Consider the following 14,562-nt stretch of genomic DNA (forward strand, 5'->3'; position numbering starts at 1 on the left):
CATGACCACGACACGCCGGACACCGATCTCAACCCCCTGCGGTGCGGGGGATCCCTGACCCGGTGTGTCGCCCCCCTCGAATCCGGCGTTCAGGCGAGGGCCTTGGCCGCAGTGTCCGCGTCGTCATCCGTCGAGTACAGGTGGAACGCAAGGCGCGCGCGGCCGCCGCGCTCCGCCGCTCGCACACCGGCCGCGCGCAGCCGCTCCCCGGCGCTCGGATCGTCCACGGTGACGATGGGCGAGTCGCCCGGCGGCAGGCCGAGCCGGTCCCGGAACCGGTTGGCGACGGCGAGGTTGTGCGCGCGGACCGCCTCGACGCCGATGTCCTGGAGAACCCGCAGGGACTCGGCGGCGGCCACCGCCGCGAACCAGTTGGGGGAGACGTCGAACCGGGCGGCGCCCTCCGCCAGGACCATCCGCGAGGTGTAGAAGGATGCCATCGGGTCTGCCGCCGCGCTCGGCCCGGCCCCGATCGGGCGCAGCCGGTCGCGCAGCCGCGACGACAGGTGGGCGTAGGCCAGCCCGCGCGGCGCCATCAGCCACTTGTAGGCCGAACAGACCACCGCGTCGAAGCGGGCGGCGTCTATCGGACACCACCCCGCCGCCTGGGTGGCGTCGGTGACGACCAGGGCGTCGTGGCGCGCGGCGGCCCCCAGGATGTCCTCGGCCGGGGCGACCTCCCCGCGGGCTGACTGCACCAGGCTGAACGCCACTACCGCGGTGGCGTCGTCGATGGCGTCGGCCAGCCCGTCGAGCGGCACCGCCCGCACTTGCACGCCCCGGTCGGCGTGGGCCATCCACGGGAACACCGCCGAGGTGAAATCCCCCTCGGGCACCACCACCCGTGCCCCATCGGGAAGGGACGCAGCGATGACGCCCATGAACTGCGATGTCGTCGTGCCCTGGGCGATGTCGTCGGGAGTGGAGCCGATCAGCGCGGCGAAGCGGCGCCGCGCGTCCTGGGCCGCGGCGCCCCAGGCGGCGGGGTCGCCCGTTCCGGTCCGCCAGGCTTCCAGGGACTCGACAAGAGCCCGGTGCGCGGTGTTCGGCGGGATGCCGTACTGGGCGGTGTTGAGCCACACGGAGTCGAGGGACCAGAGACGCTGGGCTGTGCGCACATCCATGAGCGTGATCGTGCCAGAGCGGTCAGCGCGCGTCCCCGCCGGGGGCGGCGTCGCGTTCCCAGGGCGCGGCCAGGGGGAAGTATCCGCGCAGGAAGGCGCGGATCATCCGGGCCTGCTCGGCGCGCGGGACCCGGTGCGGTGTGGAGTCGGTGACGCAGAAGACGTCGCGGTTGCGTCCACTGAGCAGCTGGGTGAGCTTGACATGCTGTGCGGGGTCGCCCACGTCGACGTAGGCGTAGACGACCGTGCCGGGCACCGCGCGTCCGGTCAAGTAGGCGTAGTGGTGGTGCAGCGACGACGGGATGGAGATGTCGGTGTGGGCGCGCAGCCGGCTGGCGGCGGTCGCGGCGACCTCCTCGGGGAAGCGCGCCTCGATCTCGGCGAGCACCGAACGCCGCAGAGCGTAGGGCGCGTGGCGGAAGGCGTGCGTGAGCGACCTTTGGAAGGTGCGTTCGAGCAGCGCCCGGTTCTGCTTCGCGGCGGCGACATGCGCGGGCTCATCAGGGCTCGGCGCGCCGAACGGGATGGCGGTGGGCGACCAGAAGAACCGGCACGTGCCGTCGGGGTGGAAGAAGTGCCCGGGACGCAGCGGGCGCCCGATGAAGAAGTCGTCGTTGAGGTAGAGGAAGTGCTCGCTCAGGCCGTTGATGCGGTGCAGCTGCGACTCGACGGCGTGGGAGTTGAACGTCGGCAGGGCGCCGCGCTCCCCGAACAGCTCCCGGTGGCTCACCATGGTGATCTGGCGGTGCAGCGCGTCGAGCCACGTCGGCACCTGGCCGTCGGTGACGATGTAGATGTGCCGGATCCACGGCGCGAACATGGCGATCGAGCGCAGCGAGAACCGGAGTTCATCGGCGCTGGTGAACCGGTGGTCGTCGGTGGCGCCGGCGGACGCGGCCGGCCCGTGGTCGGTGAGGGTGGCCGCCAGCCGTGAGCGCCACTTCGGGTCGGCGCCGTCCACCCACGTGTAGACGGCGTCGATGGGGAACCGCACATCGGTCGGCAGGCAGCGGGTGAACGGTTCGTAGGTGGTGTAGTCGCGGCCCTGGACGCGCAGCGTGGCCGGGCGCATCGCCTCCAGCGGGATCCGGTCGCCGATGTCGGTCGGCTCGGGACCCGCGTAGCCCGTGAGCTCGGCGTCCCAGGTCCAGAACTCCAGGTCGGCCGCGTAGGCGGCGCCGTAGCGCAGCGTGCGGCCGGGCGTGATCCAGGGCCGGTAGACCCGCACCCCGCAGATGTCGGTCAGGCTGGGCGCCATGCTCGCGAGAACCGGCTGCGGCAGGTGGCCGCGCGGCTTGAGCGGGCGGACGTAGACCGGCGCGTCGGCGTGGACGGTCGCCAGGGCGTCGAGTGCCGCCTCACGCACATCGGCGGTCACCATGACCCGGTGCCGCGGCCCCTCGTCGCGCAGCAGAGCGTAGGGGATGCCCGCGGCGTCGAGCGCCTGGACGACCAGGTCGAGGTTGGCGCGTAGCGCGTCGGCGGGCATCAGGTCGTCGCGGACCCCCGCGACCTGCCCGCCGGACCGGGTCAGCCCGGGGTGCTCGCGTAGCAGCCGCGCCTCCTCGGCCTGCAGGTTGGGCGCCTGCGACCTGGTGTGCTCCCAGGGCAGCGCGCGGAACACCATGCCGGTGCGCGTGGTGGCGGCGGCGTGCCGGGCGGCCCGCTCGGCACGGGCGTGGGCGCGGTCGGCGGGCGGGATCTCCACCAGGTCGGTGTAGAGCCCCTCCCAGCGGGCGGTGATGTCCTCGCTGGAGAACCGGCTCAGCCCCTGCAACGCGGCCCGGCCCATCTCGTGTCGGAGATCGTCGTCGTCCATCAGCTTGGCCAGGGCCACGGCCAGACCGTTCACGTCGTCGGCGGGGGCCAGGAGGCCGTCGACGCCGTGCCGGATGATCTCGGCCGGGCCGGTCGGGCAGTCGTAGGCGACAGCGGGTACCCCGGCCGCGAAGGCCTCGGTGAGGACCAGGCCGAACGCCTCGATGCGGGAGGGGAGCAGGCAGATGCTGGCTTTGGCCCACTCCTCCGAGATCGCGGGGACGGTGCCGAGGAACTCCACGCGGTTGTGGAGTTCGTGGGCGTCGGCCAGGGAGCGGAGCTTGCCCATGTCGGGGCCGTCGCCGCAGATCCGCAGGGTCCATCCGGGGTGGTCGTCGGCGACCTGGGCGAACGCCAGGATGGCGTGGTCCGCCTGCTTTTCCGGGACGAGTCGCCGCGCGACCAGGATGGTCTGGCTGTCCAGGGAGGAGCGCGGTTGGAACCCGGCGGGGACGGCGTTCGGGATCGCCTCCAGGCGGGGCGCGGCTGGTCCGAGCGATTCGGCGAACCAGGAGCGCGTGGGCGTGGTCAGCACGACCAGCGCGTCCAGCAGAGGCGCGCAGGTCAGCAGCGGGCCCCCGCTGGACTCGCGCAGTTCGGAGATGCGGTGCTCCTGGCCGACGGTGACGACGTCGGCCGGGGCGAGCCGGGTGACGAGCGACATCAGGGCGGGCGTGGTGCTCACCAGGACGTCGGTCCGCAGTCGGGGCAGGGCGTGGCGCAGCTCGATGTCGGTGAGCCGGTTGAAGGCGCCCTCCCAGTTCGCCGGGATGAGGTCGCTGGGTGCCCGGGACAGCGTCTCGCACTCGCTTTCCTCCAGTCCGGTGGCGCGGACAGGGCGCTGGACCGGGCGGCGGGCGTCGACGAGGTAGCGCATGGGAACGCGCCGGTCCAGGGCGAAAAACGGGCTGTCCTTGGTGCGGAAGACGCTGAGGATCTCCGTTTCGTGGTGATCGGCCAGAGCAGCGGCCTGCGAGAACGCGGCGACCTCGGTGCCGCCCATAGCGTCGCCCCAGGTCAGCAGGTAAGTGATCTTCATGGTTGGGCTCCCGGAGATAGCGGGGTCAGCGCGATGGTGAGCGTTCCGGCGTCGGTGTAGTAGGGGCGCACCAGCACGGGCGGCCCGGTTGCGGGGAGCACGGTTTGGGCGGGAATGCGCAGCACCGTGCCCACCGACCGCAGATCGGTGTCGGGGCGCCCGGCCCGCAGCGTCCCGTGGGCGGGGGTGCGGAACCGCAGCTCCCAGCGGAGCTCGGAGTCGGCGACCCTGGCCATGTCCGGGACGGGCAGATCAACGGTGAACGCGATGCCGCGCGTGCCCGGCTGGACCTCCGGACGCACCTTGCGGGCCGAGCCGCCGCCGCGCAGCGCGACCTCGGCGTCCACACCGTGGATGTCGGGGAGGTCGAGTAGTTCCCCGGTGATGCGTGCCCGGGAGGGGCGGATCAGGACGGACCGCACCTCCGCCGCCGCCCGCGGCGGCGCGGCCGACAGGGCCGCGGCCCCGGTCGCGGTGCCGACGAGCGTGAACCGGGCACGGGTTCGCGGGCACGGGCGCGGCCGTCCCGTGGGAGGGGTCCGGGACACCCCGGTGGTACGCGGCAGTGTCAGCGCCACTCGACGGGTTTCGTCCGGATAGACCGCCACCAGCCGGATCTTCCACCGGCCCGCCCCCAGACGGACCTCGGCGGGCCCGGTTGCGTACGCCTGCCCGCCCCCGCCGTGGGGAGCGGCGGCGCTCGACGACGCGGCAGTCGCCGCGCTCCCGTGGTCGAGGCGCAGCAGCACGGTGGCCTCCGCGCGGTCGTTCCCGTCCGCGTCGGGCACCACCCGCGCGAGGGCGGCCACGCGGCGGCCGCGCGAAGCGAACTCGATGTGGACGTTCACGGCACCGCCGCCGGGCCGGGGCAGTGCGGCGGAGAGGTTCAGGGTGCTCCCGTCGAGGATGGACAGGTGGTCGGACCGGGCCCGGAAGCCGGTGAAAAGGCCCTCCAGGTGGATGGGCCCCCGCCGCAGCCGGAGCGCGAACCGGGCGGCGCGCTGACGCGCCCCCCGGGCCGCGCGGACCGGCCCGCGCAGGCGGCGCAGTGCCAGCGTCTGCAGCCAGGCCACCGGCGCGAGGCGCCGGTTCGGCGGCGGAGGTGTCGGCACCTGAGGGGCGGCGCGATCAGCGAAGCCAGGGAGCATGGGCGATCACGCGGCCTCGGATGCCGACGGGGCGTGCTCGGTGCCGCCGTGCTGACGCCGCATCCGCGCCGGGACCTCGGCCCGGGCCGCGCCCAGCTCCAGGGAGCTCGGGAACGGGAAGTAGGACCCCAGGAACGCGCGGACCCGCCGGTCGATGGCGCTCTCGGGGACCCCGTCGGCGTCGGCGACGGGGGCAGCGGCGCTACGTGGGGGACTCGCGGTGTCATTGATACAGAAAGCGTCGAACGGACGGCGCTCCTCCAGGGCGCGCATGCGGGTGGCGACGCCTTCCGGGTCGGCCAGGTTCATGTAGGCGCAGTCGATCTCGCCCTCGACGGCGCGGCCGGTCAGCAGCGCGTAGTAGTGGTGCAGCGACGAGGCCATGGACACGTCGCCGGGCTGCCGGAACCGGGAGGCCGTGGTCCGCGCGATGGGGACGGGGAAGCGCGCCTCCAGATCGAACATGACCGAGCGCAGTTGCGGAATGGGCGCGTGCTTGAACTTGTGGGCGGGAAACCGGGCGAACGCCCCGCGGATCAGCTCGCGGTTGTTCTTCGCCGCCCCGTCCACCGGCGGGTCGTCGACGCGCGGGACACCGAGCCCGAACTGGAACGGGGACGGGAACACCCTGGCGATGCCGTTGCCGTGGAAGAACTTCCGGGCGGACACGTGGCGCCCGAAGAAGACATCGTCGTTCAGGTACAGGTAGTGCTCGCTCAGCCCCTCGATGTGGTGCAGCCGGGTCTCGATGGCGTGCGAGTTGAAGACCGGCAGCACGGAGTGGTCGTCGAAGATGTCGCGGTGGTCGATCACCTGCACCCGGTCGGAGGAGGTGTCGAGCCACGCGGGACACTGCCCGTCGGTGACGATGTAGATGGTGCGGACGAACGGCGCGTACATCTCCAGGGAGCGCAGCGAGTAGCGGAGCTCGTCGCGGTCCACGTAGCGGGAGTGGGAGGCCGCCGTCGGGTTCAGCGCGCCGACCCGGCTCAGGTGGCGGTCGCGCTCGGCCGCCCACTCCGGGTCGGCGCCATCGACCCACGTGTAGACCACGTCGATCGGAAAGGTGATGTCATCGGGGAGCCGCCGGACGAACGCGGGGAAGGTCGGGAAATGGCGGTTGCCGATCCGGACCTGCTGGGGCTGACGCTCCTCGGCGGGCAGAACCTCGCTCACCCGGTTGCGGCGCGGGGCGACGAGCGCGTCGCTGAGCGCCGTCTCGGGTGCCGCGACGCGCAGCGTTTTCAAGATCCGGTCGCGGGCGGGATCGTCCAGCACGCTCCGGCCGCTGCGCCAGAACTCGATGACGCACCCGTGCTCCGGCCCGACAACGGCCGTGTCGGCCCCGGCGGTGATGTAGACGCCGAGGCGGATCGCCCCCGCCGAGTTCAGGCGCCGCAGCCCGCGCCGGTCGGCGAGCGGACGCAGAAAGTCGAGCAGTCCGCGACCGATGGGGGCGGCGTACGCCCCCTCTGGCCCGTAGCGCCGCGCGAGCGCCGCCACCACGCGCGTGCGGTGGGCGGCGTTGACGCCGACGGTGTACTCGCGCTCGGACAGGCCGCGCACCATGAAGTAGTCGACGCCCTCGGCGTCCAGCACGTCGACGCAGCGCCGCAGGTTAGAGCGCGCCAACTGGTCGGCGGACAGCGGCCCTTCCCAGACACGGGCGAGCACGGGGCGTCCCTGGAACAGGGCGGGGCGCAGCCGGGGATTGTCCCGGAGGAGCCGCCACCAGCGCAGGGCCATTGGCATGAGCAGCACGGAGACGGGCAACTGCCGGGCGAAGATCCTCAGGACCGCTCGGACCGTCGGCTTCAGCCCCTGCCCGAACGCGGCGTGAACGGTCCGGTACGTGTTCAGCAATGCCATCGTCCCCCTCGGCCATGTCCGTACCTGGAGTCATGTGGAGTCGCGAGGGGGCCGCGAATCCGAAATCATTGCCGTATGCGATCAGACTATTTCGCAGCGCGACAATTCCAGGCAGAGGACACGCCGTAAGGCGGCCAAAAAGGCACATGGCGGGATACGCCGCGGACACCCTGGTGTGCCGCCGCTCCCGGGCGTCGCCGCGATGCTGTCGGTTCGGCCGAACCCACCCTGCAGGCCCCTACAGGGACCGCACCCAAGAGCCGCGGTGCATCGCGGCGGCCACAGTGAGCTCCTCGTCCAGCAGCAGCAGGTCGGCGCGGTGCCCCGGGGCCAAGGAGCCGACTCCGGACAGCCCCAGTGCCCGGGCGGGGACGGCCGAGGCCGCGTGGGTCGCGTCCTCGACGCTCACACCGTGAACGTTGCGCACGGCCTGCCGGATAGCGTCGGGCAGCACGATGGTGCTGCTCGCGATCGCCCCGGTAGAGACCAGGGTCGCCTGGCCGTCGCGGACCCGGACCCGGAGCTTGCCGAGGGTGTACTCGCCATCGCCGAGGCCGGTGGCGTCCATGGCGTCGGTGACCAGCGCGACCCGGTCGCTGCCCGCCGCGTCGAACACCACCTGGGCGGCGCCCGGGTGGACGTGGACGCCGTCGTTGATCAGCTCGACGGTCACCCGCTCGTCATTGAGCACGGCGGCGATGGGGCCCGGGTCGCGGTGCCGAAGCGGGCGCATCTGGTTGTAAATGTGGGTGGCCACGGTCGCACCCGCGTCGATCGCGGCGCGTGTCTGCGCGTAGTCGGCGTCGGTGTGGCCGATAGCGGCCACGACCCCCTGTGCGGTGGCCGCGCGGATCAGGTCGAGGGCGCCGGGCAGCTCCGGCGCGACGGTGATCATCTTGATGTGGCCGCGCCCGGCCTTGACGATCCGGTCGAACTCGGCGAGGTCGGGGTCGCGCAGGAGCGCGGGTTCGTGCGCGCCGCATTTGGACGCCGAGATGTAGGGGCCCTCAAGGTAGATGCCCGGGATCTCCCCCGCGTCGGCGACCTCCGCCAGCGCCGCGACCTGGCGCAGCGTGTCCTCGGGGGAGGCCGAGACGAGGCCGCCCACGACCGAGGTCACGCCCTGGGAGCGGTTGAACTCGACGACGGCCATGATGCGGTCGGGGTCGGCGGCGGTGAACGCCGCGCCGGCGCCTCCGTGGATATGGATGTCGACCAGGCCGGGCAGGACCCACCGCCCGCCGACGTCGATGCGCGCGCCTCCCGGCTGCGGCGGCTCCCCCGTGCCGAGGTCGGTAATCCGCGTGCCCTCGCACCGCAACCATCCGACGCGGGTGCCCTCCGGGGTGACCAGCCGTGCGTTGGTCAGCGTCGTCCCGGTCACGCCCTGGTCCATATGCCACGCCCTTCTGTGCCCGATCCCACATTCCGTGCCGTTCGGGGCGCCGACGCCGTACACGGCCCTCGGGAATCCCCAGGAGAGCCGGGGCATCGCGCGGCCGCACCCGGGTCCGGCGTCGCGGTGAGCGGGTCGCCGGACTCTCTGCGACAGCGACAAATCCGCCCATCACGCATTGACGATAGCGCTCCGTCCGCTCATCATGGGGTCATGTCCGCCGGTGAGCTGCTCGTCCAGCGCCTGCATGTCGATCTGCGACAGCAGGCCAGCGCACTCTGTCGTAGCTAACGTGCCTCCGCAGGCCCGTTCTTCGGTCCTGCCCTGGGAACCGTCGTTCTCCTCCCGTTCCCGACTTAGCCACCGCTGCCGGCAGACAACCCCCTGCGCGTACGCACATCGTCGTGCGATCTCTCCCGCATATGGCGGTCTGCCGGGTCGACCCCACATGCGCTTCACGGTCCCCGCGGACCGTTCTCACCAGGAGAATCCCATGACCCGTTTCACCGTGCTCATCGCCGACCAGCATCCGCGCTCCGCCGTCCGCGCCGCGGCTGTCCGCACCGCCGAGGCCATCTCCTCCCACACCGGCATTACCGACCCCCCGAACGTCATCGACCTCGCCGAACTCGGCCCGGCGCTGCTGGCGGCCGACACCGGCGCCGACGTCTCCGCGGCGCTGCGCGGGGTGAGCGAGAGCGATGTGCTGCTCGTCGCCTCGCCGCAGGCGCACGGCAGCTACACGGGGCTGCTCAAGGTGTTCCTGGACCGGCTGCCCGAGCTCGGGCTCGGCCGTGCGGTGGCCGTGCCGATGGCTGTGGTGGACGACCTCCGCAACGGACGCAACATCGAGGAGGACCTGCGGGTCCTGCTCTCGGACCTCGGGGCGTGGGTCGCCGAGCCGGGTCTGCTGCTGACGCGCGGCGAGCTGGCGGACCCGACCAGTGTCATCGAGGCGTGGGCGGGCGTCTCCGCCCCGGCGCTGCGCGACGCGGTCGCTGTCGCCGTCTGATCCGCGGCGGGGGACGGCGCGCCCCGCCGTCCCCCGCGTACTGCGTTGATCAGGTGGCCCCGGCGTTCGTGCGCAGCCGGGTGGTGTCCGCCTCCGCCTCGGCGACGTTGCCGCGTACCAGGACGACGACGGCGAGGGTGAGGACGAACCCGGCGACGCGCAGGGCGAGCACCAGCGGGTCGGACGGCAGCTGCTCCGCGAAGATCAGGGTCCCCAGAACCACCATGAACACGTTGCCGACGACATTGGCGACGGGAGCGGTGATCGACGCGCGGGAGCGCTGCAGCGACGTCTGGAACAGCACGATGCCGACCGCCCAGCCGAGCGCGTAGAGGTAGGGGAACGGGGAGAGCAGGGCGGGAACGATCGCGTCCGCCAGACCCCGTTCGACGAGCAGCCCGCCCAGCCCCTTGCCCTGCAGACCGGCGACCCCCTGGGACAGGCCCGCGGCGGCGCCGATGGCGGCCGCGGAGATGTAGCGTCCGTGGCTTCCGGCCAGCGTCATCGCCGCGACGCAGGCGATGACGGTGCCGACGCTGACGACCAGCAGCGCGGTCAGGTGCGGGGTGGTCCCGGTCGTACCGCCGTCGCCAAGGGACAGGCTGAGGAGCAGCAGCGCGACGGGCATGAGCGCGAGCGCCACGCGCTCCCCGCGGGTGATGGGGTCGCCCAGGATCAGGGTGATGACCAGCAGCATCATCGCGATGCCGCCGGCGAAGGCCGGCTGCACCACCGAGACGGGGGCGAGCCCGAGGGAGACGATCAGGCCGACGCTGCCGAGCGCGGCCAGGACGCATCCGCCCACCCAGCGGGGGTTACCCAGCAGTACGCGGGCCAAGTGCAACGGGCGGTTGAGGCTGATGCCCGGGGCGTGGTGGAGGGCGCGCTGTTCGATGGTCAGCCCGATCGTGTAGATCGCGGCCGAAAGGAGCGCGGCGATCAGACCTAGCACACGCTGCCGCCTTTCCTAGGGACCTGAGAGGGATGACCGGGGCAAGGAACACCGGGGGCCCGGCGTGTAGAACGTGTTGCCCACACGCTGACCTGTCCGGAGTGCGGCAGCACGCTACCGCTAAGCTCGCCACCATCTGGACGTGTTCGGATCGGCGTGGGGTGCGAAGTCCGATCCTTGTTGACCCAGCTTATATAACGAGTTCTAGTCTGGGGATACTGCCACGACGTGAATGAGGGGTCGACGATGGCCATCGGGCTGACAGCCGAGCACGAGGAGCTGGCCGCCGCGGTGCGCGGCTGGACCGAGCGCGTGCGAGGTGCGGCAGCGGCCGAATCGGTCAAACCAAACGAACCATCTGAAATTGCCGAAGCGACGTTGCCCCCATTCTGGGCGGGCTTCGCCGAGCAGGGGCTCCTCGGCCTCCACATTGACGAAAAATACGGTGGACAGGGCGCCGGGCTCCTCGAACTGGCGGTCGCGCTCGAAGAGCTCGGACGCGGGCTCCTCCCCGGACCGTTCCTGCCGACCGTCCTGGCCAGCGCGGTCATCGCGCACAGCGGCAACAAGGCCGACGCCACGCGCGCCGAGCTGCTGCCCGGCCTCGCGGACGGAACGCGCACGGCGGCGCTCGCCCTGTGCCCCCCGCTCACCGCCCGACGCGGCGACGACGGCACCCTGATCGTGAACGGCACACTCACCCCCGTCCTGGGCGGGCACCGCGCCGACGTGATCGTGGCGCCGGTGAGAGAAGCGGAAGCAGCAGACGCGGGAACAGCGGCGACCGACGGGGGCGACGCCTGGGTGGTACTAGACGCCACCGCCCTCCGTATCACCGCGCTCCCCAGCCTGGACACCGACCGTGCCGTCGTCAAGGTTGACGCGGACCAGGTCACCATTCCGGCCGAGGCGGCCCTGCCGGGCCTGACCACCGAAGACGTGGCGAGCATCGCGGCGGCGCTGCTGGGCGCCGAGGCGACCGGCATCGCGGCCTGGGCCCTTGACTCCGCCGTCGACTACGCCACGACGCGCGAGCAGTTCGGCCGCCCCATCGGCCAGTTCCAAGGGATCAAGCACAAGTGCGCCCGCATGGCCATCGCCGTCGAGCAGGCGCGCGCCGCGGTGTGGGACGCCGCGCGGGCCCTGGACGCCCGCGGGCGGGAGCGCGAGGCGGCAGCGGAGACACAGGACGGCAGCGCGCACTTCGCCGCGGCCGTCGCCGGGCTCATCGCTCCCGACAACGCCCTGGTCTGCACGCGCGACTGCATCCAGGTGCACGGAGGCATCGGCTTCACCTGGGAGCACGACGCCCACCGCTACCTGCGCCGCGCCGCGACGCTGCGCGCGCTCGCCGGACCGGCGCCGGACTGGGCCGCCACCGTCGCCGACGCCGCGCTGGCCGGGCGGCGGCGTCCGGTGGAGATCGAGCTCGACCACGCCGAGAGCCAGGAACCGCGTCAGCGGATCAGGGCGGAGGCGGCCCGGCTCGCCGCCATCACCGACCAGCGGGAACGGTTCGTGGAGATGGCCGACGGAGGCTGGGTGGCCCCGCACCTGCCGCGCCCGTGGGGGCGGGACGCCTCCCCGCTGGAGCAGCTGATCATCCAGCAGGAGCTGCGGCGCGCCGGGGTGCGCGGACCGATGCTCGCCATCGGCGCGTGGGTACTGCCGTCGATCGCCGGATACGGAACTCCGGAACAGCAGGAGCGTTTCCTCCGCCCCACGCTGCGCGGCGAGGTCATGTGGTGCCAGCTGTTCAGTGAACCGGGCGCCGGGTCCGACCTGGCGGCGCTGTCGACGCGCGCCGAGCGCGTCGAGGGCGGGTACCGGCTCACCGGCCAGAAGATCTGGACCTCCATCGCGCACGTCGCCCAGTGGGGGATCTGCCTCGCGCGGACCGACCCGGGGGCCGCGGGGAAGCACGACGGCATCACCTACTTCGTCGTGGACATGGACTCCCCGGGCATCGAGGTGCGCCCGCTGCGGGAGATCACCGGGGACACCATGTTCAACGAGGTGTTCTTCGACGGCGTGTTCGTCCCCGACGACTGTGTCATCGGCGCCCCGGGCGAGGGATGGAAGGTCGCGCGCAACACGCTGACCAACGAGCGCGTGGCGCTGTCGAGCGGCAGCGGGATCGGGGTCGGCCTGCCCGAGCTGCTCTCGTTCTTCACCGAGGAGCCGACGCGCGCGGCCGACCGCGACGTGCGCGTCGAGCTCGGGCGCCTCGTGGCCCAGGGGCAGGCGATCGAGCTGCTGGGGCTGCGCGTGGCGCTCAAGCAGGTGTCGGGGACCGAACCGGGGGCCGAGTCGAGCGTGCGCAAGCTCCAGGGTGTGGAGTTCAATCAGAGGGCGGCGGATTTCATCTGGGAGCGGCAGGGGAGCGCCGCCGCGTGCGCGGACCCGCAGGGCCCCAGCGGGGTCTGGGCGCGGGCCATGCTCTTCGGACGCTCCATGACGATCTACGGCGGGACCACTGAGGTGCAGCTGAACATCATCGGGGAGCGCCTGCTCGGCCTGCCCCGCGATCCGGAGGCCTGACCGCGACCGTGTCGACCGACCGCAGCGACGAGGAGACCGGCGGCGCTTCCACCGAGGGGGCTTCCGCCGGCGGTGCTTCCACCGATGGCGCGAAGCCGCGTTTCCGTCCCGGACCGCTCGGCCTGATCGGGGTCGCGCTGGCCGCCATGTTCGTCACCTTGCTGCTGATCCAGAGCTTCATCGGGACGTTCCGGCCCGGCGGCGAGGCGCCCGAGCGCGAGCCGGCCCCGGCGACGGGCACCCCGCCCGAGGGGACGGCCAAAATCATGGTGGTCGGTGACTCGATCACCCAGGGCAGCAGCGGGGACTACACGTGGCGCTACCGGCTCTGGAAGCACCTTGATGAACAGGACGGGGCCGACGTGGAGTTCGTCGGGCCCTACAACGGGGTGCTCGATGTGAGTGGGGACGGGAGCGGTTCCCAGGGGTATGCCGACCCGGACTTCGACCAGCGGCACGCAGCTGTGTGGGGCGCGCCCGTGAACAAGCTCTCCGAGCATATCGGGGAGCAGGTCGCCGAATACGACCCGCATTACCTGCTGCTGATGGCGGGGATCAATGACTTCGTGGGTGGGGGAGACGCGCCAGAGGCGCTGGAGGAGATCCGTGATCTGATCCGCACGGCGCGGGTCGTGCGCGGCGACCTCCAGATCGTTATCGGTGAGCTCACACCGGTGCGAGGGACCGGCGATGACGAGCGGCTCAACCGGCAGATCGCCGAGTTCAACATGGCGCTGCCCCGTATCGCCGAGGACATGACCAGCGAGGCCTCGCCGGTCGTCGTGGCGCGCACGTCGGCGCACTACTCCGCGTCCGAGGACAACTGGGACACCACCCACCCCAACGCGCGCGGCGAGCTGAAGATCGCGGCGGCGTTCGCCGACGCCCTGGGCGGTCCGCTCGGGCTGGGTGAGCCGTACCCGCGGCCGCTGCCGGACGTGCCGGTCGGTCCGCAGACCCGGCCGAAGGCCACCGTCGCGCGCAAGGAGCCCGGCAAAGTCGTTCTGTCCTGGGACCCCGTCCTGGGCGCGACCCGCTACCAGGTGCTGCAGCGGAGGCTGCGCCCCGACCCCGACGAGCAGGTGCCGGTACTGAACGAGGTGACACGGACGGGGGCGGGGCCGGTGACCGCGGAGATCGACCACCTCCTCAGCGGGGCGACCTACGAGTTCGTGGTGCGGCCGTTCAAGGGCGGCGACGGCGGGCGGCGCTCACGGGTGGTCACGGTTCGCACCGACTCGGACCCGCCCGCGGCGCCGAGGTGGGTGAAGGTCGATGATCAGCGCACGTACCTGGTGTGGGCGGCCGTCCCCGACGCTACCCACTTCGAGGTGTGGCGCCGCCCGATGAAGTGCGCGGAGCCCTCCGACGGGGAGGACGCGGACGACGCTGACGGCGCCGCGTCCGCCTCTCCCGCGTGTGAGCCGCGGGACGCCAAGGGGCCGGGGAAGGGAGAGGGCTGGACCAGCGTCGCTGTCGTCAACGGAGAGCGCCGCTGGGCCATCGACACAGCGGGGAAGCCCGCCGCCGAGTTCGTCGTCGTCTCGCACCGCGACTACCTGGCAGGCGACGCCGCGGATCCGGTCGAGTTCGTCGTGGAGGACTAGATGCGGGGTGGCGGGCGCGACCGGTCGGCGAGAGGGCCGGAGCCACCGCGGTCACG

The 14,562-nt window shown here is 72.4% G+C and carries 9 protein-coding genes; 3 read left to right on the forward strand and 6 right to left on the reverse strand.

All coding sequences use genetic code 11. The features are described from left to right. Positions 1–89: 89 nt before the first annotated feature. From ABD259_RS13155 to nagA, 5 genes are all read right to left on the reverse strand, one after another. A complete protein-coding gene (locus ABD259_RS13155) occupies positions 90–1,124 on the reverse strand; it encodes an aminotransferase class V-fold PLP-dependent enzyme (protein WP_344101978.1) in 1,035 nt (344 codons plus the stop codon). A 22-nt stretch (positions 1,125–1,146) separates the two neighbouring features. Continuing rightward, positions 1,147–3,981 (reverse strand): stealth conserved region 3 domain-containing protein, encoded by a 2,835-nt coding sequence (locus ABD259_RS13160; protein ID WP_344162547.1) that lies wholly within the window; start codon positions 3,979–3,981, stop codon positions 1,147–1,149. Beyond that, a complete protein-coding gene (locus tag ABD259_RS13165; RefSeq protein WP_344162550.1) occupies positions 3,978–5,054 on the reverse strand; it encodes a hypothetical protein in 1,077 nt (358 codons plus the stop codon). Before ABD259_RS13165 ends, ABD259_RS13160 begins: the two co-directional genes overlap by 4 nt. Positions 5,055–5,135: 81 nt before the next feature. After that, a complete protein-coding gene (locus ABD259_RS13170; protein ID WP_344162553.1) occupies positions 5,136–6,998 on the reverse strand; it encodes a stealth family protein in 1,863 nt (620 codons plus the stop codon). A 238-nt stretch (positions 6,999–7,236) separates the two neighbouring features. Beyond that, a complete protein-coding gene (gene nagA, locus ABD259_RS13175) occupies positions 7,237–8,394 on the reverse strand; it encodes an N-acetylglucosamine-6-phosphate deacetylase (protein WP_344162555.1) in 1,158 nt (385 codons plus the stop codon). Between the two features lie 493 nt (positions 8,395–8,887). Between nagA and ABD259_RS13180 the strand changes: the two genes are divergently transcribed. Beyond that, on the forward strand, positions 8,888–9,406 hold the full coding sequence (locus tag ABD259_RS13180) for an NADPH-dependent FMN reductase (RefSeq protein ID WP_344101966.1): 519 nt from the start codon (positions 8,888–8,890) through the stop codon (positions 9,404–9,406). Between the two features lie 49 nt (positions 9,407–9,455). On the opposite strand, the gene ABD259_RS13185 is transcribed toward ABD259_RS13180, so the two are convergent. Beyond that, entirely contained in the window at positions 9,456–10,358 is a 903-nt protein-coding gene (locus ABD259_RS13185; RefSeq protein ID WP_344101964.1) for a hypothetical protein, read from the reverse strand. 246 nt (positions 10,359–10,604) lie between these two features. Between ABD259_RS13185 and ABD259_RS13190 the strand changes: the two genes are divergently transcribed. Both ABD259_RS13190 and ABD259_RS13195 read left to right on the forward strand, forming a co-directional pair. Beyond that, positions 10,605–12,899 carry an acyl-CoA dehydrogenase family protein gene (locus ABD259_RS13190; protein ID WP_344102240.1) on the forward strand — a complete coding sequence of 765 codons (2,295 nt, stop codon included), beginning with the start codon at positions 10,605–10,607 and terminating at the stop codon, positions 12,897–12,899. A gap of 8 nt (positions 12,900–12,907) precedes the next feature. Continuing rightward, the gene (locus tag ABD259_RS13195) at positions 12,908–14,506 is read left to right on the forward strand and encodes a GDSL-type esterase/lipase family protein (protein ID WP_344101961.1); all 1,599 of its coding nucleotides are present in this window, start codon (positions 12,908–12,910) and stop codon (positions 14,504–14,506) included. Positions 14,507–14,562: the final 56 nt, after the last annotated feature.

It is taken from the genome of Nocardiopsis rhodophaea (genome assembly GCF_039530945.1).
In the GTDB taxonomy this organism is placed as follows: Bacteria; Actinomycetota; Actinomycetes; order Streptosporangiales; family Streptosporangiaceae; genus Nocardiopsis_C; species Nocardiopsis_C rhodophaea.

Bases quoted from the DNA above. Each gene is read 5' to 3' on its own strand.
- ABD259_RS13155 (WP_344101978.1), bottom strand. From the start codon at position 1,124: ATGGATGTGCGCACAGCCCAGCGTCTCTGGTCCCTCGACTCCGTGTGG.
- ABD259_RS13160 (WP_344162547.1), bottom strand. From the start codon at position 3,981: ATGAAGATCACTTACCTGCTGACCTGGGGCGACGCTATGGGCGGCACC.
- ABD259_RS13170 (WP_344162553.1), bottom strand. From the start codon at position 6,998: ATGGCATTGCTGAACACGTACCGGACCGTTCACGCCGCGTTCGGGCAG.
- nagA (WP_344162555.1), bottom strand. From the start codon at position 8,394: ATGGACCAGGGCGTGACCGGGACGACGCTGACCAACGCACGGCTGGTC.
- ABD259_RS13180 (WP_344101966.1), top strand. From the start codon at position 8,888: ATGACCCGTTTCACCGTGCTCATCGCCGACCAGCATCCGCGCTCCGCC.
- ABD259_RS13190 (WP_344102240.1), top strand. From the start codon at position 10,605: ATGGCCATCGGGCTGACAGCCGAGCACGAGGAGCTGGCCGCCGCGGTG.